The following is an 18,110-nucleotide window of genomic DNA, read 5'->3' as shown; positions in this document are numbered from 1 at the left end:
AAGGAAGATGGCATCCATGACACAGCTGGACGCGTCGCTGTCCGAACTGGCCCACCGGTTCGGTGTGGCCACCGACTACTACGACTGGACCGGGCGCTACGTCCCGGTCCAGCGGGCCACCCTGGTGGCGGTACTGGCGGCCCTCGGTGTCGATGCGAGTACCGAAGAAAGCTGTGCGGCAGCACTTTCCGACCAGGACAGGCGGTACTGGTCGCGGGCTCTGCCGCCCACGATCGTGGGCCGCGCCGACGCCGAGACGTCGTTCTGGGTGCACGTCAGCCACGGTGACCCCGCCCACGTCTGGGTCCGTCTGGAGGACGGGACCGTGCGGTCCGGGGTCCGACAGGCCGACAACTTCACCCCGCCGTACGATCTGGACGGCCGGCTGATCGGCGAGGCGACGTTCGTCCTGCCTGCCGATCTCCCGCTGGGCTACCACCGCGTGCACCTGCGCTCGGGCGGGCAGGAGACCAGCACACCGCTGATCATCACCCCGGCCTGGCTGGGGTTGCCGCCGCGGCTGGGCGCACGGCGCACCTGGGGGCTGGCCACCCAGCTCTACAGCGTGCGGTCGAAAAACTCCTGGGGCATCGGCGATCTGGCGGATCTGACCGATCTCGCGGTGTGGGCGGGCGCCCGCCACGGAGCGGGCTACGTGCTGGTCAACCCGCTGCACGCGGCCGCACCCACCGCTCCGATGGAACCCTCGCCCTACCTGCCGACGTCGCGCCGGTTCGCCAATCCGCTGTATCTGCGCGTCGAGAACATCCCCGAGTTCGCCTACCTGCCCAAGCGCAGCCGGGTGTGGAAACTGCGGGAGTCCATCCAGCGGCGGACCGCCAACTTCGACGGGATTGACCGTGATGCGGTGTGGGCGGCCAAACGGGAGGCACTGAAGCTGGTCTACCGGGTGCCCCGGTCGGCCGGCCGCGAGCTCGCCTTCGCAGCCTACAAACAACGTGAAGGCCAGGCCCTGGACAACTTCGCGACGTGGTGTGCGTTGGCCGAGAAACACGGCGGCAACTGGCATCGCTGGCCGGCGGGTCTGCAGCATCCGGCCTGCCCCGAGGTCGCCGAGTTCGTCGAACGGCACGGCCGCGCAGTCGATTTCCACCGCTGGCTGCAATGGCAGCTTGACGAGCAGCTGGCCGTCGCACAGTCGCAGGCGGTGCGCACCGGCATGCCGCTGGGCATCATGCACGACCTGGCGGTCGGCGTACATCCCGACGGCGCCGACGCCTGGTCGTTGCAGGACGTCCTGGCCCTCGGCGCCACGGCAGGCGCCCCGCCGGACGAGTTCAACCAGCTCGGCCAGAACTGGTCGCAGCCGCCGTGGCGGCCGGATCGTCTCGAAGAGCTTGGCTACCAACCCTTCCGGGCACTCATCGAGGGGATTCTGCGGCATGCCGGCGGGGTACGCATCGACCACATCATCGGACTGTTCCGGCTGTGGTGGATCCCGCAGGGTGTCCCGCCCACCGAGGGCACCTACGTCCGCTACAACCACGACGCGATGATCGGCATCGTAGCGCTGGAGGCGTACCGGGCCGGGGCGGTGATCGTCGGTGAGGACCTCGGCACCGTCGAGCCGTGGGTGCGCGACTACCTGTCCGCCCGCGGCATCCTGGGCACCTCGATCCTGTGGTTCGAGCTGGATCGTGACGGCGGCGGCGGGCCGCTGCCTGCGGAACGCTGGCGCGAGCTGTGCCTGTCCTCCGTCACCACCCATGACCTGCCCCCCACTCCGGGTTACCTTGCCGGAGAACATGTCCGGTTGCGCGACGCGCTGGGTCTGCTCACCCGGCCCGCCGAGGACGAGCTCGCCGACGACCGTGCCGAACAGGCGGCGTGGCTGGCCGAACTGCGCCGGGTCGGGCTGCTCGGCCCCGAGCCCGACGAGCAGGACGTCATCAGCGGGCTGTACAGCTATCTCGGCCGGACCCCGTCGCGGCTGCTGGCCCTGGCGCTGACCGACGCGGTCGGCGACCGGCGCACCCAGAACCAGCCCGGCACCACCAACGAGTATCCGAACTGGCGGGTCCCGCTGACCGGGCCGGACGGTACCCCCCTGCTGCTGGAGGACGTGCTGGCCGATCCCCGGGCGGCGGCGCTGGCCGATGCCCTGCGGCATTCGATCGAGCCGGTCGCAGACTAGTGTTGCCAGGTGCCGAAGTTCAGTGCCGGGGTGCTGCTCTACCGGGTCTGCGACGGTGTCGTCGAGGTGCTCATCGGCCATCCCGGTGGACCGTTCTGGGCCCGTAAGGACGACGGCGCCTGGTCGATCCCCAAGGGCGAGTACGAGCCGGACGAGGATCCGTGGATCGCCGCCGGACGGGAGTTCGCCGAGGAACTCGGCATGGCACTGCCCGCCGGCGAGCCGATCGCCTTCGACCCGGTCAAGCAGCCGAGCGGCAAGGTGCTCACCGTGTTCGCCGTCGGCGCCGATCTGGATGTCACCGCGGCCCGCAGCAACACCTTCAGCATGGAGTGGCCGAAAGGGTCGGGACGGCTGCAGGAGTTCCCCGAACTCGACCGGGTGGCGTGGCTGCCGGTCGCCTCGGCGCGCCGCAAGCTGCTCAAGGGCCATGTGGCGTTTCTCGATCGGCTGATGGCCCAGCCTCATCTGGTGGGACTATCCGAGGGTTCGGCCGACGTGCGGGGATAGCCTGCAGGGTGTGAAGTTCGCCGTCGTCGCGCCCGTCGGCGCCGGGGTGACCGCGGATCCGCTGTGGATGTCGCAGTTCGCCCAGCACTTGGAGGCCTGCGGATTCGAATCGATCGTGGTCGTCGAGCACACCGTGCTGATGACCCGCTATGACAGTGTCTACCCCTATGACGCCAGCGGGCGGGTCGAACTGGCCGCGGACTGCCCCGTGCCCGATCCCCTCGACCTGCTGGCGTTCCTGGCCGGTCAGACCAGCACGCTGGGGCTGGCCACCGGCGTGCTGGTGCTGCCCAACCACCACCCGGTGGTGTTGGCCAAGCGGGCGGCCACTGTCGACGCTCTCTGCGGTGGGCGGCTGCGGCTGTGCGTCGGGGTCGGCTGGCTGCGCGAAGAGGTCGAGGCCTGCGGGGTGGATTTCGACAGCCGGGGCAGGCGCGCCGACGAGCAGATCGAGGTGTTGCGCGCGCTGTGGGCCGACTCGCCGGACGGGGCGAGCTACCACGGCCAGTTCTTCGATTTCGACGCCGCCACCAGCTATCCGAAACCCGCTGCAGCTCACGGTGTTCCGATCCACATCGGCGGTCACAGCCGGATCGCTGCACGCCGGGCCGGCCGGCTCGGCAATGGTCTGCAACCACTGGGTGTGGCCGGTGAGAAGCTCGCGAACCTGATCTCCGATATGCGCTCGGCCGCCGAGGATGCCGGGCGCAATCCCGACGATCTCGAACTGTCGCTGGGCCATCTGGTGACCAAGGTGGACGGCGACCGGGCCGGGCGACTGGCCGAGGCGGGCGCCGATCGGGTGGTGCTGGCCATGCCTGCGGTCACCGACCTGCAGGAGGCCAAGGACCAGTTATCGGCCTGCGCGCAGCGGCTGGGCCTGACATCGTGAGCCTGGCGGGCACCGACCGAGTGGCCCTGTCGGATCTGGTGCACCGGTACGCCGCCGGTATCGATGATGGTGCCGTGGACGCGGTGGCCGAATTGTTCACTGCTGACGGTGAATTGGTGCTCCCCGATCCCCCGGACGTACTGGAGGCGACGCTGTCGCATCGCGGCACCGAGGCCATCCGCAGCGCACTGGGCGCGGCGACCCGGGTGGGACGTACCCATCACGTCATTGACTCCGAGGTCTACCGCGCGGCAAGCACCGAACAGGCCCACGGCCGGATCGCTGCCACGGCCCATCACTGGAGCCGCCGGGGCGAGGAGATCACCGACCTGGTGTGGTATCTGCGCTACGACGACGACTACGTCCGAACCGCAGGCGGGTGGCTGGTGGCACGTCGCCGACTCACCATCGACGCTATCGAGACCCGCCCGGCGCGCCGGCTGCGATGACCGGTCAGTTCCGCGACTGCAGGGCCTGCTGACCGAACGTGCCGGTCTCCAGCGAACCTTCGGGCAGGACCAGGTCGCCGGACTCCAGCCGGGACCGCAGGTAGGCAAACGTCTGGGCGGTCTGGGCGAACAGGTGCTCACCGGCCACCAGGGGTTGGCGGGCCGGTCCGCCCGTGGTCTCGAACTGCGGCAGCGGCTTGACCACCGTGTGGTAGTCGACATTGAAGAACAGCGGGAACGAGTACCGCTCCTCCTTGACCTTTCGCACCCGATGCGAGGTGGCGACGAAGGCGCCATTGGTCCACAGCTCGAGCAGATCGCCGACGTTGACCACGTAGGTCCCCGGGATGGGCGGTGCATCGATCCACTCGCCGTCACCGTTGAGCACCTCCAGCCCCGGCGCCGTCGGCTTGAGCAGGGTGAAGCACTCGTAGTCGGTGTGGGCACCGATGCCCTGGACATCCTGCGCCTCGGGGTTGTGCGGGTAGTAGATCAGCCGCAGCTGGCTGGGGGTCTTGGTGGCGAACCGGGTGAAGGTGTCGGGGTTCTCACCCAGGGCAATCGCGAACGCGCCCAACAATTCCCGTCCGACACCGAGCACGGCCTGGTAATAGTCGGTGACGGCCTGGGCGAAGTCCGGCAGATCCGGCCAGACGTTGGGGCCGAGCATGGGGTTGCCTGCCAGGTGGTCCGGATCATCGGCGGGAAGGTCCAGCGCGGTGTCGAACGCCTCCTTCAGGTCGGTCTTGTCGCCGTAGAGTCCCTCCTCGCCGACGGGCACATAACCTCGGTGGCAGGTGGACAGGCCGATGTAGGACTTCATCTTCTCCGCCATCGGCAAGGCGAAGAACTCCTTGGTGGCCGCCAGCATCCGCTCGAAAAGATCTTCTCCGATGCCGGTACCGGAGATGTAGAAGAACCCCACATCCCGTGCCGCTGCGCCCAATTCGTCGGCAACCCGTTGCCGCTGCGCCGGATCGTCCGATCGCAGTCCGCTGATATCGATCACCGGGATCGATTGAAATGACGTCGCCCCACTCACAGTGTCACGCTTCCTTCTTGTTCTTCGACGGTCCAGGCGAAGTCGTCGTCGACTCGCAGATGCCCCGATTCCAGCCGGGGTAGCAGTGTCACGCCCACTCGGCCGGAGTGCGCGGAGTCGGTGATCAGCCAGTCGGTACCGGTGACCGTGCCCAGCGAGATCTCGGCGCGGGTCGTGCTGGTCACCGCCCAGCCGAAGCGGGCACCGACGCGTACCAGGATGGCCACCCCGCCCTCCGGACCGGACATCAGCAGGCCCCAGCAGGGTTCGAGCGGCTCGACGTCACGTTGCCAGTGCTCGATGTAGTCGGCGTGCACGCCGACCTCGACCAGGATGTCGCCCTCCCAGCTCATCCGCCCGGCGTCGGGCGGACCCGGCGGTTGCAGATCGATGGTCCTGGTCCACTCGAAGACGTCGTCGCGTTGGGAGAGCCGCCCGGCGAAACCTGCACCGGGACCGCGCAAGTCGACGAACGCCGACAGACCCTGCAGCCACAGCACCTGCGTCGTGGTGTCCCGGGAGCCGTCAGTGTCGATCAGCAGGGTGCGCCGCCACAGTCCGGAGCACTGCGCGATCTGTGGTGTCACTGGGCCCCGTCCCACAACCGTTGCAGATCGGTCATTCCCGCGGCGGTCGGCCGGCCCAGCGCTCGGACCCGTGCGATACCGCCGTCGGGATAGGCCGCCACCCGGATGGCGGTGATGTCGTCAGCGTCGACGACGAAGACCTGGCGGGCATCCGGCACCAGTGTGGTGCGCGGCAACACGACCTCGTCGAACGGCAGCGCCCAGCAGGGCCGGCACTGACTCGGCCGGTCGTGGGTGCCCAGGATGCAGACTTCCCGGGAGGCGTTGAAAACGAAGTACGAGGTGTCGATCTCGATGCGGACCACGTCGGTGGGGACCAGGAACGAGATCGTCACCGCGTCATGGGTGTCGGGCCCGATATCACGCCTGCGCCGAGCCTCCCAGCCCGCGCCCATGTTCGCCGGGCGGCCACCGGCGATCAGGGACCGGGCATCGGAGTAGAACGTGTCACTGCAGTGCTCCACGCGGCCGCCCTGTTCGGCACCGGACACCTCGACGGTCACCCCGGACCACAGTCGCGGATCAGGAATGGGATCACCGTGCGCGCGCAACCGGGCCACCCCGCCGTCGGACTCGATGACCAGCTTCAGGTGGGTGTAGCGCCGCGGGTCGTTCACCGAGATGAGGTTGTGCGCATCGGGTTTCAGCGATGTGGGCGGGGCCAGCAGGTGCCAGGACGCCTCACCACAGGGATCGTCACCGGGCGCCAGCGACGCCCCGTAGACACTGGCACCGGTGGGATGGTTGCCGGTGAAGAACCGGGTGTCGACGTCGACCGTACGCACCCGCCCCGGCACCCCGAGCCGGACGATGGCCCAATCCCCCGCCGAGGCGTGTCTGCGGGTCTCCCACCCGTCGACGACCTCGCCGCGCAGGTCGAAGGTCCCCGGAACGAAATTCGGCTCGGCCGGCTCGATCAGGTTCTCCTTGAACCCGAACGACTCGTCACTGGCCGCCACCACACTGCCGCCGACCGCGCGTGAGGCGAGATCCAGAGCGGCGCTGAAATCGATGTTCACCGGACTCCTAACGCCGCGCTCAGCGGCCAGTGCGACCGTGGATTGTCCGGCCCCGGCGCGAGAACGCCCGCCTTGCTGGTGGACAGGCCGAGGCCGACCAACATCTGCGCCAGCCCGACCGCGGCGGCAACGCCGTCTACGCAGGGCAGGCCAAGGGTGGTTGAGATCGCCTCGGTGACACCGGCCATTCCCGCACAGCCCAGACAGATCACGTCGGCGCCGTCCTCGGATACCGCGCGGGCGGCCTCGGCGACGATCGCGGCGACCGCACCGTCGGGGTCGGCGTCCACCTCGGCGGTGCCCAGCCCGCAGGCTCGCACCGAGGCGCAGTGCGCCGCCAGCCCGGCGAGCAGCAACCGGTCCTCGATGGGCGCGATCGAACGGGCCAGAGTGGTCACCACCGAGAACCGTCTACCGATGAGATGGGCGACGTGGGCGGCGGATTCGGCGATGTCGAGCACCGGGACGTCGAGCATCTCCTGAAGCGCGTCCTTACCGTGTTCGCCGAAGCCGGCCAGCACCACCGCGTCGGCGTCGAACGTCCCGTCGGCCAGTGCGCTGGCCACCACGTCCATCACCCCGACGGCCGACAGGTAGCTCTCGGCCGCGGAATCGATGGCCACCGCGCCGAACGCCGGTTCGGCGGTGACGATCTCGGTTCCGGGGGCCGCGGCGGCGCGCGCGGCGGCGGCGATCTCGGCCGTCATCGACGCCGAGGTGTTCGGGTTCAGGACAAGGATTTTCACGCCGGCTCCTGACGTAAGGCGCCGCCCAGCAACCCGGCCCGGGTACTCCCGTCGACCACGCGCCCGGCCAGCCAGGTCTGCAGTACCGTGCCGGTCAGCGTCATCCCGTCATAGGGGGTGACCGGGTGGCGGTGCAACAGATCGGATCCGCGAACTACCCAGGTGGTCGCGGGGTCGAAGACGCAGAAGTCGGCGCGGGCACCGACGGCGATCACGCCGCGGTCGGTCAACCCGGCGAGCGCCGCCGGGGCCTGTGCCATCCACCGGCAGACATCGGGCAGTCCGAACCCCAGTGCCGCGGCCTGGGTCCACAGCGCGGGCAGCGCGATCTGGAGCGAGCTGATCCCGCCGAAGGCACAGCCGAAGTCACCGCCGCCCAGGTCCTTGAATTCCGGTGCGCACGGCGAGTGGTCGGATACCACCATGTCCAGGGTCCCGTCGGCCAGCCCTGCCCACAGCAGCCGGCGGTTGCTCTCGGACCGGATCGGTGGGCAGGCCGCGAAGATCGTCCCCCCGTCGGGCACCTGTTCGGCGGCGAATGTCAGGTAATGCGGACAGGTTTCGGCAGTGACCGGAAGGCCCGCGTGCTTGGCAGCAGCGATCAGGGGCAGCACGGCCGCGCTGGAGATGTGCACGATGTGGGCTCGGGCTCCGGTATCGGCGACGGCGTCGAGAACGATGTGCACCGCGTCGAGTTCGGCGGACTCCGGCCGCGACTGCAGGAAGGCGCTGTACCCGCGACCCGCCGGTGGCGCGCAGTCGGCCAGCACCCGGGCGCTCTCGGCGTGCACCAGCAGCACCGAATCCAACGCAGCGATACCGGCCATGGCGGTGCGGAACTGATCGGGGTCCAGCGGTGGGAACTGCGGATTGCCGGACTCGGACAGGAAGCACTTGAAACCCAGCACCCCGTCGGACGCGAGCTCACCGAAGGTGTGCAGGGTGTCGGGGACGATGCCGCCCCAGAACCCGGTGTCCACCCGGCACTGTGCCTGCGCCGCAGCGCGTTTGACCCCCAGCGCCGCTGAGGTGGTGGTCACCGGGTCGCTGTCCAGGGGCATGTCGACGATGGTGGTGATGCCACCGGCCGCCGCGGCCGCCGTCGCCGAGGCGAAACCCTCCCAGTCGGTGCCGGGTTCGTCGACGTGTACGTGGGTGTCGACCAGCCCGGGCAGCACCACCGCACCGGGCGGCACCGAGGTCTCCGCGACGGTGTCCAGCGGCGCCTCCAGGTCGGTGACCACCCGGATGACGCCGTCGGCCACGCCGATCGCGGCGGGCCGAACGGCGTCGTCAATCACCGCGCGCGGTGCGCGGATCACCTGGTCGAGCATGTTCATCGGGGGCGCAGCGGTCCGAAGCGTTCCTCGAGCCGGTGGGTGAGCTCGGGCCAGACGTGCGGATCATGGCCGGGCACCAGCTCGTAGCCCTTGTCGGCGGCCAGCTTCTTGAGCCGCCGGATCGGCTCCACCGTCTCGGCCGGGTCGACATCGATGAAGCCGCCGATCGGCAACTCGTGCTCGATGTTCTCGGTGAGATCAGCGGCGTCGAAGGCGAACACGAAGCCCCCGCCACCGACGCTGCGGTCGAGTTCGACGACGAAGCTCTGATGCCCCGGCGTATGCCCATACGTGGGCACCGCGGTGATGCCGGGAGCGATCTGCGCCTCACCGTCGGCGAGCACCCAGTCGATCCGTGGATCGTCGAAATCGATGCGGTTGATCGCATTGTGCTCGGGCTCAGGATGATTCGACATCCCGTACTCCAGCTCGCGTCGTTGGGCGTGCACCGGCACCTTCCCGGCGAACAGCTTGAGCCCCCCGGAGTGATCGTGGTGCAGGTGTGACAGTGCCACGGTGTGGATGTCGTCGATGTCGATTCCGATGTCGTGCAACGACTCCTCGATCGGCTCGCCCAGCCCCGGCAGCACCGGGATGTACTCGACGGTGGGAAAGAACCGCCGGTACAGCGCCGGGTCGCGGATCAGCGCGGTGTTGAAGCCGGTGTCGAGCAACACCCAGCCGCCGTCTGTCTGCAACAGCACACCCGGCACCGGCTCCCGCATCCGCAACTCCGGCGCGGCCCCGTAAACCGACACCGATTTGGGAAGGTCCTCCCAGCCCAGCGTCAACAGGACTATCCGGCGAACCCCGGTCGTTCCCACGCCCAGCCCCGACGTCACCGGCTACCCGACCGACAACGCGGCCAGCCGCAGCGTGTTCGGGTCGGTCACCACGTGCGCCTGCTCAACACCCTTGAGCCACGGCTGGGCGACCATGAAGTCGTTGACGTCGGCGACATTGAGCCAGCAGCCCGTCTTCACGGCTTCCTCGCCGGCCGTGGAGAAGTCAGCTTTGTCGCCGGTGGGCAGACCCTTGGCCAATGCTTCCGTGACCGCCGGTGCCGAGCAGCCGAAGAAGTTCAGTCCGCCGTCGGCATCCCAGGAGATGTGCCCCCAGGTGTAGGGCGACGGCGCATCCGGCCAGCCGAGGTAGGTCATGATCTCCGGCGCGGACTGGCCGTCGGTGCCGACCCAGCCGTAGATCTCCGAGGTCGGGTAGGCCTGTACCTTGGCGTTCAATCCCGCTGCGGCCAACTGTGTCTGGAGCAGGTTGCTGATCAGCTGGTTGTCCGGGTTGCTCGAGTCGTACCCGATGGTGACGGACTTCTGGTCAGCGGGCAGGCTCGCGGCGATTCCGGTCAGCACCGACGGATCGTGTGTCACCGACTGCTTGCCGTACTCGGCGGCCATCATGTTGGCCGGATAGATCTGCTCGGCCTTCTTGCCGCGGCCGAAGTAGGTCTGCTTGACCAGTTCATCGACATCGATGGCCTGCATCACCGCGTTGCGGTTCTTGACGTCGGTCATCATCCCCTTCTTGGGGTTGATGTAGACGAAGTTCGACATCATGGTCGGCAACGAGTAGTTGGCGAACGCCTTGTTGTCCAGGTAGGACTGCACCGCCGAGGACGGCAGGTCGTGCAGGATCGCGGCGAGCTGGCCGTTGTTGAACTGCAGCTGCTGTGCCGATACGTCGGTGATCACCGGCAGCTCGACCTTCTCGAAGTACGGCTTGGTGCCCCAGTAGTCCGGGAATGCCGTGAGCTGATACTTCGAGCCCACCTCGGCGGCGGTCAGCGTGTAGGGCCCGGTACCCAGATCATGGGTGGTCAGGTAGGTCTGGGCGTGGTCGCTGCCGCCGTTCTTCTGCAGGCCTTCGGGGCTCATCATCCGCGGCCCGTAGGGACATGCCAGGTAGTCGAGGAACGCCGAGTTCGGCGCCTTGAGGGTGACGGTGACGCCGTAATCACCCTGTGTGGTCACCGATTCCACGTCGGAGACCATGTAGGCGGGACCTTGGTTCACCGCTGCCCGCCGGTCGAACGAGGCCTTGACGGCCGCGGAGGTGAAGGGGGTGCCGTCGTGAAACTTCACGCCTTCACGCAGCTTGAAGGTGAAGACCTTGTTGTCCGGGGATGCGGTCCACTCCGTGGCCAGCAGTGGCTGCAGTTCCGCCTTGTCGGTGCCGGCTTTGTACTGCAGCAGGCCCTCGTAGGTGTTGGTGGTCAGGAGCAGGCCCTGGCCGGCGTAGTAGATGTCGGGGTCCGGCGGCTGACCCGGGTCCTGCAGGAAGGACAGGTGCAGCACCTTGTCGGTCGGGGCCGCGTTCGGGGTGCTGCTCCCACCGGAATTGGAGCCGCCACACGCGGTTACGGTGAGCGCCACGGTGGCGCCGATCGCGAGGATCGTACGGAGTGTCTTCATCGGGCGGCTCCTTCGAGTACCGGGGTGGTCAGTGAGGTGAAGGCGGAAAGGATTTCGTCGCTGGTGCGCACTGCGCCGGATTGCAGGTATTCCATGGCCTCGAGGGCGGCCTCGTGCGCGGGCACCGACGAACCGCCGACGCAGTCGGAGACCACCCGGACGTAGAAGTCACGTTGGTGTGCATCGGCAAACGTGTAGTGCACGCAGACATTGGTCAGGCCGCCGACGAGAATCAACGTGTCGGCCTTCAGACCGGAGAGCACGATCTCGAATTCCGTTCCGATGAAACCGGAGTAGCGCCGTTTGACGATGTGGAACTCGTGGTTGGGCCCGTCGAGGTCGGGCAGCAGCCGCGGATGCAGCGGGGTGCCGCGCCTGCCGTCCACGCAGTGCACCCCTTCCGCGCCGTCGAGTTCACGCCCGAAGTCCACCCCACTGGGCCGGTGTACTTCCTGGAAGAACACGATCGGGATGCCGGCGGCGCGGGCGGCCGAGATCAAGCGCTCGGCCACCTCGATCCGGCCCTCGTAACCGGGCATATGGGCGATGCCCATCTCCTCGGCGGGCATGTCGCCGCTCTCCTGCATGTCGACGACGACCAGAACCGGATTGCCCACGATCAGTGGCTGTTTCGGCACCTAACCTATCCTCCTGTCACTGCGATACGGGGGTCTGCGGCGGCCTGGAGCAGGTCCACGGCCGTGTTGATGAAGACATAGAGCGCGCCCAGCATGAGCGTGACGCCGGCGATGGCCGGGAAGTCGGCGACGGGGATGCTCTGGGCGATGTACTGACCGATCCCGGGCCAGCCGAATACCTGCTCGACGACCAGCACACCGGAGAACATCAGGCCGACCTGCAGGCCCGTCATCGACAGTGCCGAGCCGACACAGTTACGCAGCACGTGGCCGGCCACGATCCGGCTCTCGGGCAAGCCCTTGGCCCGCGCGGTGCGCGCGTAGTCACTGTCCATGTCGGTCAGCAGACTCGAGCGCAGCACACGGCCGATCGCGACCGCCGGACCGAGTGCGATCACCAGTGCGGGCAGGATCAGGTGGTGCAGGGCGTCGGAGACGACGTCCAACCTGCCGGCCAACAGACCATCGACGGTCAGCAGCCCGGTCGGTCCGGTCGGTGGATTGCTGATGGCCGTGCGGCCGTTGGCCGGCACCCAGCCGAGCTTCTGATAGAAGACGATCAGCCCGACGATGCCGAGGAGGAACATCGGTGCTGAGGCTCCGGTGAACAGGATGGCGCGCAGCACTGCTGATCCCCGCCACTTCAGGGTGGTGCTGAAGGCGAGCAGCACGGCGAGGATCAGCGCGATGATGATCCCGTAGATCGCGAGTTCGAGGGTGGCGGGGAAGAACGAGCTCAGGTCTGATGCGACCGGATGCCGTGTGCGGTAGGACGTTCCGAGATCGCCGCGTACCGCCCCTGTCAGGTAGTGCCAGAACTGCACCAGCACAGGCTCATTGAGGCCGAGTGCTTCGCGACGGGCGGCGACCGCCGACGCCGACGCCTGCGCGCCCATCTGGGCTTTGATCGGATCCAGCGGGGAGATCTTCTGCAGCACGAACATCACCGCGGTCAGCGCGACCAGGATCGCGATCGTCGCGGCCAGCCGGGAAGCTATGAACGTTCTCATCGCCGCCCTCCTAGTTCGTCTTCATCAGGTTGCGCAGGCTGTCGCCGGCGATGTTGCCGATCAGGGCAAGAACCAGAACCCCGAGACCGGGCATCACCGGAACCCACCACTGCTGCAGGAAGTAGCTCAGGTTGCGGGCCGCGTCGGCGCCGAGTTCAGGTGCCGGCGCCGACTGGCCGAGCCCCAGGAACGACAGCGCAGCCAGGGTCAGGATCAGCGTGCCGATATCGAGGCTGGCTGCCACCAGGGCGTTGGGAACCGCACCGGGCAGCAGGTGTCGCAGCGCCAGTCGCACGCGGCCGACGCCGGAGAGCCGGGCCGCCTCCACATGCGGGCGCGCCTTGAGCCGGGCGATCTCGCCGCGAACCAGCCTGGCGTAGAACGGCCACCACACGATCGACACGGCGATCAGGGTGTGCACGAAGCCCGGTCCCAGCGCCGCGACGACGGCGATCGCCAGCACCGGCGCCGGCAGCGACAGAAAGCCGTCGGTGATCCGCATGAGCGTGGCGTCCAGCCAGCCGCCGGCCGCCCCGGCGATGAGCCCGATGAGTCCGCCGATGATCAGGCCGCCGGCCACCACCACCAGGGCGGCGAACCAACTCGACCGCACGCCGTAGAGGACCCGGCTCAGGATGTCACGGCCCACGCTGTCGGTGCCCAGCAGAAAGCCGTTCTTGCCCGGCGCCTGCAGGGGGATACCGACCGGGATCAGCGGGTTGTGCGGGGCCAGCACCGGCACCGCCACGGCGACCAGGGTGACCACGAAGATCAATGACAGCCCGATCCAATTGACGATCAGCGCACGGTCTTTGGGCAATGCCGCCAGCCGGCGCTGTCTGCTGCGCAGCAGGGCGGGTGTGGGAATCGCGACGGCCATCAGCGCGCCTTCCGTTCGATACAGGCCACCTGGTGCGGACTTCCCGGGACGCCCTCGAGCCGGACGTCGAGTCCGGCGTCCGAACAGGCGTCGATCGCAATCGGGCACCGTGGGTGGAAGGCGCACCCGGTGGGCGGTGACAGCGGGCTGGCGGGTTCCCCGGCGAGCACCCGGCAGTCCCGGCCGAGGTCCGGGATCGCATCGACCAGCGCCTGGGTGTAGGGATGCGTCGGGTTGCCGATGACCTCATCGGCGGGTCCGATCTCGACGATGCGGCCCAGGTACATGACGGCGATCCGGTCGGCCACCACCCGCGCCACCGACAGGTCATGGGTCACGAAGACCACCGACATGTCCAGACTGCGCCGCAGGTCACCGATGAGGTTGAGCACCGAGGCTGCCAGCGAGACGTCCAGGGCGCTGGTGGGCTCGTCGCACAGCAGCACCTGCGGCGGGATCACCGTGGCCCGCGCCAGCGAAACCCGTTGGCGCTGACCGCCGGACAGTTGCGCGGCCCGGGACTTGGCCACCTCCTGGGGCAGGCCGACGCGCTCGAGGACCTCGGCAACAGCCTGCTTGCGCTCGCTGCGTGACATCGACGTGGCGCGCAGCCGCTCGCCGATCAGTTCACCGACCGACAGCCAGGGCGTCAACGAGGCACCGGCGTCCTGGAACACCATCTGCGGCCGCTGCCCGCCGGCCAGGTCGACGTCGCCGTAGGTGGGGGTGTCCAGCCCGGCGATGATGCGCAACAGAGTGGACTTGCCCGAGCCGCTCTCCCCCACCAAAGCCACCGACTCGCCGTGGGCCACGGTCAGCGACACCCCGCGCAGGGCCTGCAGCTTGCTCTGCTTCGGCCCGGACCGGTCCAGCCAGCGGCGGCGCACGGTGAAGGCTTTGATCACATTCTTGACCTGGACTGCCGGCGGTTGGTCGGAGGTGCCCTCACCGGCGGCGAAAGCCTCACCCAGCGAACCGATCTCGGCCTCGAGCAGGGTCCGCATCTCCGGCGGGGCGATCAGGCAGGCGCTGACCCGCCCGGCGTCGACGGCGACCGGCTCCGGCGGTGTGACGGAGCAGTCCGGGCGGGCCAGCGGGCACCGCGGCACGAACGCGCAGCCGGACAACGGTGCAGTGGGGCTGGGGACCTGTCCGGCCATCGCGGTGAGCCGATGGTCCCGCGAGGTCTCCAGGGTGAGCCGCGAGCGCAGCAGACCGTAGGTGTAAGGGTGTGCCGGCGCGTCGAGAACCTCAGCGGTGGGCCCTATCTCGGCGATCCGACCGGCATACAGCACGGCTATCCGGTCGGCGATCTGGGCGGCGACCCCGAGGTCGTGGGTGATCAGCACGATGCTGCAACCGATGTCGCTGCGCAGGCGTTGCAGTAGCGCCAGCACCTGCGCCTGGACCGTGACGTCCAGCGCGGTGGTCGGCTCGTCGGCGATGATGAGTTCCGGGTTGCCGGCCACCGCGATGGCGATCATCACCCGCTGGCGCAGACCGCCGGACAGTTCGTGCGGGTAGGCGCGCATCCGCCGTTCCGGCTCCGGGATACCCACGGCGGTCAGCAGTTTGAGCGCTTCCTCGGGACTGCCCGCGACTTCCTCGACCTGCTTGCCGATGCGCATCGTCGGGTTCAGCGACGTCATCGGGTCCTGGAACACCGCTCCGAGGTCCAGGCGGCGGACCTTACGCAGCTGCTTGGCCTCCCCGCTGACCATATCGGTGCCGCACACCCGGACTCTGCCCGTGACAGTGGCCTTGCTCCCGAGCAGGCCCAGCATGCTGAAGCCCAAAACGCTCTTGCCGGAGCCGGATTCGCCGACCAGCCCGATGATTTCGCCGGGCTCGATCTGCAGAGACACGCCACGCAGGGCGTGCACGTCCTTGCCCGCCCGGCGGAACGTGACATGCACGTCATCGACCACCGCGACCGCGTCGCCGCCGCCGGGCGCGGGCGCCACGTCCGCCTGTAGCTCGACGCTTGCGGTACTCGCCATCACCAGTTTGCTCCCGTGAGGGTGAGGGGTTCACGGTGGCGGTGCTCGTCGGTGAGGCACCAGCCTGTCGTTTGACAGTTTTGCGGTAGCGATGTCGCGGTTGGTGTCGCTGGCGTAACCAATACTTATCGCGGCGTAACCGATAGGTATCGCGCGTTTCTGTCGTGTGACAGAAAATCCGCAGGTCTGTTTTTTCCCAGGTCGCGTGGGTCACCATCGAAACCATGGCGACACCGCGGGCGGGGCGCCCGCGCCTGACCGAACAGCGCAGGCCCGGTACGACCGCCCGAGACGAGATTCTGGACGCCGCGGGGGAACTGTTCACCACGCGCGGCTATGCCAGCACGTCCACCAGGGCCATCGCGGCCGCGGTGGGTATCCGGCAGGCCTCGCTCTACCACTACTTCAAAACCAAGGACGAACTGCTGTCGGCGCTGCTGCACCAGACGGTGACGCCGACACTGTGTTTCCTGGCCGATCTGCGCGATGGCGATCCGCCGCTGTCGGCGACCCAATGCCTGCATGCGCTCGCCGCCTTCGACGGCGCCCAGCTGCTGACCTCGCGATGGAATCTCGGCGCGCTCTATCTGCTCCCGGAGTTGCGCGAAGCCCGACTGGCCACGTTCTGGACCGAGCGGGAGCGGCTGCGGCTGGGCTACCTGGACCTGAGCCGGACGATCCTGGCCACCACCGGAGTCCACGACGATGCCGCCGACCTGCCGTTCCGCCTGGTCGAGTCGCTGGTGAACATGTGGTCAGGACAGCCACGACCGGACCGCATCGCGCTGCCCCACCACGTTGCCGACGCCTGTCTGCGAGTGCTCGGCGTCACCGATGACGCGCTGACCGCGCTGCGCGACGGTACCCGCGAGCGGCTGCGGCGCTACGCGGCCGGCGCCGCGCTACAGGGTGTCGGCTGAGCTCAGCCGCGCCCGTAGGATCGGGTCCATGCCGTTGGCCGAGGGCGAGACGTTCGCCGGCTACACCATCCTGCGGTTGCTGGGCGTGGGCGGGATGGGCGAGGTCTACCTCGCGCAGCATCCCCGCCTGCCCCGCCGCGACGCGCTCAAGGTGCTGCCGGCCTCGGTCAGCACCGACGCCGAATACCGGGCCCGATTCGAGCGCGAGGCGGATATCGCCGCCACGCTCTGGCACCCCAACATCGTCGGGGTACACGACCGCGGTGAGGTCGACGGCCAGTTGTGGATTGCGATGGACTACGTCGACGGCACCGACGCCGCCAATCTGCTGCGCAGCCATCCCACCGGACTGCCCCAGCGCGACGTGCTCAACATCGTCACCTCCGTCGCCGAGGCGCTCGACTACGCCCATCAGCGCCACCTGCTGCACCGCGACGTCAAGCCGGCGAACATCCTGCTCGCCCGCCTGGAATCCGGCGAACAGCGAATTGTGCTGGCGGACTTCGGAATTGCGCGCTGGGAGAATGAAGCCAGCGGGCTGACCCAGACCAATATGACGGTCGGCACGGTGTCCTATGCCGCGCCCGAGCAGCTGATGGGCCGCGATCTGGACGGCCGGGCCGATCAGTACGCGCTGGCCGCCACCGCCTACCACCTGCTGACCGGCTCACCACCGTTCTCACACTCCAACCCGGCCGTCGTCATCAGCCAGCACCTGACCGCTATGCCGCCGAGCCTGGCCGATTCCCGTCCAGAGCTGGCCACTCTCGATTCGGCGCTGCGCAAGGCGATGTCGAAGGACCCCGCCCAGCGCTTCGACCGCTGCGTCGACTTCGCCCGGGCGCTGGCCCACCACATCACCACGCCGATGTCCGGCGACATCGGCGCTGACCCCGATGCCACCAGCATCACGCCCATCGCCGACGCGGCACCCACCGGCGCCGAAGCCGTGCCTGCCCACGGGCGCTGGTGGACGCGCCCGCGGGTTCTGCTGCCGGCGCTACTGGGCCTGCTCCTGGTGGTGGCGGTGGCATTCGTCGCCGGCCGGTTCCGCGGCGAGGACGTGATGAGCAGCGAGATGCGTGACTCCACCACCTCCAGCAGCCCCGCCCCGGCTCCCCCGCCGATCACCACGACACCCACCGAAACGACGGCCACCGAAACCACCACCACCACAGCGAGCCCCGCGGTGACCGATACCAACACCGTCACCGTCGACCAGGCGCCGGCGGCCGTTGTCGGCGCCCGGTGCGGCGAACCCGGCGCCACCGGCACCACCGCCGACGGCGCCACGGTGTACTGCAGCCAACTGCAGTACACAAACCGCTACCTGTGGTCAGTGCATCAGACCGAGATTCCCAACCCGATCCTGTCCGCGCCGCCCAGCGCGGCACCGCCGTCGGAGGACGAGTCCCCGGTGCGCATCTGTATGGCCGAGACCGGACACAGCAGACTGCGCTGCGCGGAGGAGATTCTGCGCGGCAACGGCGGCTAGG

17 protein-coding genes are annotated in these 18,110 nt (G+C 68.6%); 6 read left to right on the top strand and 11 right to left on the bottom strand.

Annotated elements, in window-relative coordinates:
* Window positions 1–16: 16 nt before the first annotated feature.
* Genes malQ through BN3385_RS19120 form a run of 4 tightly spaced genes read left to right on the top strand, consistent with a single transcriptional unit; the run spans window position 17 to window position 4,006 of the window.
* Complete coding sequence (gene malQ / locus BN3385_RS19135; RefSeq protein WP_059019031.1) at window positions 17–2,155, top strand: 4-alpha-glucanotransferase; 2,139 nt, start codon at window positions 17–19, stop codon at window positions 2,153–2,155.
* 9 nt (window positions 2,156–2,164) lie between these two features.
* Entirely contained in the window at window positions 2,165–2,665 is a 501-nt protein-coding gene (locus BN3385_RS19130) for an NUDIX hydrolase (RefSeq protein ID WP_059019029.1), read from the top strand.
* Between the two features lie 10 nt (window positions 2,666–2,675).
* On the top strand, window positions 2,676–3,557 hold the full coding sequence (locus BN3385_RS19125; RefSeq protein WP_059019027.1) for an LLM class F420-dependent oxidoreductase: 882 nt from the start codon (window positions 2,676–2,678) through the stop codon (window positions 3,555–3,557).
* Window positions 3,554–4,006: a nuclear transport factor 2 family protein gene (locus BN3385_RS19120; RefSeq protein WP_059019025.1), complete on the top strand. Its 453-nt coding sequence runs from the start codon at window positions 3,554–3,556 to the stop codon at window positions 4,004–4,006. Before BN3385_RS19125 ends, BN3385_RS19120 begins: the two co-directional genes overlap by 4 nt.
* Before the next feature lie 4 nt (window positions 4,007–4,010).
* Here BN3385_RS19120 and BN3385_RS19115 read toward each other — a convergent pair whose 3' ends face one another.
* Genes BN3385_RS19115 through BN3385_RS19065 form a run of 11 tightly spaced genes read right to left on the bottom strand, consistent with a single transcriptional unit; the run spans window position 4,011 to window position 15,694 of the window.
* Window positions 4,011–5,048: an isopenicillin N synthase family dioxygenase gene (locus BN3385_RS19115; RefSeq protein ID WP_059019023.1), complete on the bottom strand. Its 1,038-nt coding sequence runs from the start codon at window positions 5,046–5,048 to the stop codon at window positions 4,011–4,013.
* The gene (locus tag BN3385_RS19110; protein ID WP_059019022.1) at window positions 5,045–5,635 is read right to left on the bottom strand and encodes a hypothetical protein; all 591 of its coding nucleotides are present in this window, start codon (window positions 5,633–5,635) and stop codon (window positions 5,045–5,047) included. The genes BN3385_RS19115 and BN3385_RS19110 overlap by 4 nt, the downstream gene beginning before the upstream one ends.
* A complete protein-coding gene (gene alc, locus BN3385_RS19105; RefSeq protein WP_231748767.1) occupies window positions 5,632–6,654 on the bottom strand; it encodes an allantoicase in 1,023 nt (340 codons plus the stop codon). The genes BN3385_RS19110 and alc overlap by 4 nt, the downstream gene beginning before the upstream one ends.
* The gene (locus tag BN3385_RS19100) at window positions 6,651–7,400 is read right to left on the bottom strand and encodes an aspartate/glutamate racemase family protein (RefSeq protein ID WP_059019020.1); all 750 of its coding nucleotides are present in this window, start codon (window positions 7,398–7,400) and stop codon (window positions 6,651–6,653) included. The genes alc and BN3385_RS19100 overlap by 4 nt, the downstream gene beginning before the upstream one ends.
* Window positions 7,397–8,740: an allantoinase AllB gene (gene allB, locus BN3385_RS19095; RefSeq protein WP_059019018.1), complete on the bottom strand. Its 1,344-nt coding sequence runs from the start codon at window positions 8,738–8,740 to the stop codon at window positions 7,397–7,399. The genes BN3385_RS19100 and allB overlap by 4 nt, the downstream gene beginning before the upstream one ends.
* The gene (locus BN3385_RS19090) at window positions 8,737–9,582 is read right to left on the bottom strand and encodes an N-acyl homoserine lactonase family protein (protein ID WP_231748766.1); all 846 of its coding nucleotides are present in this window, start codon (window positions 9,580–9,582) and stop codon (window positions 8,737–8,739) included. The genes allB and BN3385_RS19090 overlap by 4 nt, the downstream gene beginning before the upstream one ends.
* A 3-nt stretch (window positions 9,583–9,585) precedes the next feature.
* The gene (locus BN3385_RS19085) at window positions 9,586–11,166 is read right to left on the bottom strand and encodes an ABC transporter substrate-binding protein (RefSeq protein WP_059019016.1); all 1,581 of its coding nucleotides are present in this window, start codon (window positions 11,164–11,166) and stop codon (window positions 9,586–9,588) included.
* Complete coding sequence (locus BN3385_RS19080) at window positions 11,163–11,804, bottom strand: cysteine hydrolase family protein (protein ID WP_059019014.1); 642 nt, start codon at window positions 11,802–11,804, stop codon at window positions 11,163–11,165. The genes BN3385_RS19085 and BN3385_RS19080 overlap by 4 nt, the downstream gene beginning before the upstream one ends.
* A gap of 5 nt (window positions 11,805–11,809) precedes the next feature.
* Window positions 11,810–12,814, bottom strand: a complete 1,005-nt coding sequence (locus tag BN3385_RS19075) for an ABC transporter permease (protein ID WP_059019011.1) — start codon at window positions 12,812–12,814, stop codon at window positions 11,810–11,812.
* Window positions 12,815–12,824: 10 nt separating this feature from the next.
* Entirely contained in the window at window positions 12,825–13,694 is an 870-nt protein-coding gene (locus BN3385_RS19070) for an ABC transporter permease (protein ID WP_059019009.1), read from the bottom strand.
* Entirely contained in the window at window positions 13,694–15,694 is a 2,001-nt protein-coding gene (locus BN3385_RS19065; RefSeq protein WP_059019007.1) for a dipeptide ABC transporter ATP-binding protein, read from the bottom strand. The genes BN3385_RS19070 and BN3385_RS19065 overlap by 1 nt, the downstream gene beginning before the upstream one ends.
* Before the next feature lie 224 nt (window positions 15,695–15,918).
* On the opposite strand from BN3385_RS19065, the gene BN3385_RS19060 reads away from it, so the two are divergent.
* Both BN3385_RS19060 and BN3385_RS19055 read left to right on the top strand, forming a co-directional pair.
* Window positions 15,919–16,614 (top strand): TetR/AcrR family transcriptional regulator, encoded by a 696-nt coding sequence (locus BN3385_RS19060; protein WP_059019005.1) that lies wholly within the window; start codon window positions 15,919–15,921, stop codon window positions 16,612–16,614.
* 28 nt (window positions 16,615–16,642) lie between these two features.
* Window positions 16,643–18,109, top strand: coding sequence for a serine/threonine-protein kinase (locus BN3385_RS19055; protein ID WP_059019003.1), 1,467 nt, complete (start codon window positions 16,643–16,645; stop codon window positions 18,107–18,109).
* Window position 18,110 lies beyond the last annotated feature (1 nt).

Source organism: Mycobacterium sp. M26 (genome assembly GCF_001494595.1).
Taxonomy (GTDB): Bacteria; Actinomycetota; Actinomycetes; order Mycobacteriales; family Mycobacteriaceae; genus Mycobacterium.
Note: the sequence above shows the minus strand (reverse complement) of the source record. Positions and strands in the feature narration are given on the sequence as shown.

What these genes read in the sequence shown, in the direction of transcription:
- BN3385_RS19060 (WP_059019005.1), top strand. Translation starts at nt 15,919, where the DNA reads ATGGCGACACCGCGGGCGGGGCGCCCGCGCCTGACCGAACAGCGCAGG.
- BN3385_RS19055 (WP_059019003.1), top strand. Translation starts at nt 16,643, where the DNA reads ATGCCGTTGGCCGAGGGCGAGACGTTCGCCGGCTACACCATCCTGCGG.
- malQ (WP_059019031.1), top strand. Translation starts at nt 17, where the DNA reads ATGACACAGCTGGACGCGTCGCTGTCCGAACTGGCCCACCGGTTCGGT.
- BN3385_RS19085 (WP_059019016.1), bottom strand. Translation starts at nt 11,166, where the DNA reads ATGAAGACACTCCGTACGATCCTCGCGATCGGCGCCACCGTGGCGCTC.
- allB (WP_059019018.1), bottom strand. Translation starts at nt 8,740, where the DNA reads ATGAACATGCTCGACCAGGTGATCCGCGCACCGCGCGCGGTGATTGAC.
- BN3385_RS19075 (WP_059019011.1), bottom strand. Translation starts at nt 12,814, where the DNA reads ATGAGAACGTTCATAGCTTCCCGGCTGGCCGCGACGATCGCGATCCTG.
- BN3385_RS19065 (WP_059019007.1), bottom strand. Translation starts at nt 15,694, where the DNA reads ATGGCGAGTACCGCAAGCGTCGAGCTACAGGCGGACGTGGCGCCCGCG.
- BN3385_RS19070 (WP_059019009.1), bottom strand. Translation starts at nt 13,694, where the DNA reads ATGGCCGTCGCGATTCCCACACCCGCCCTGCTGCGCAGCAGACAGCGC.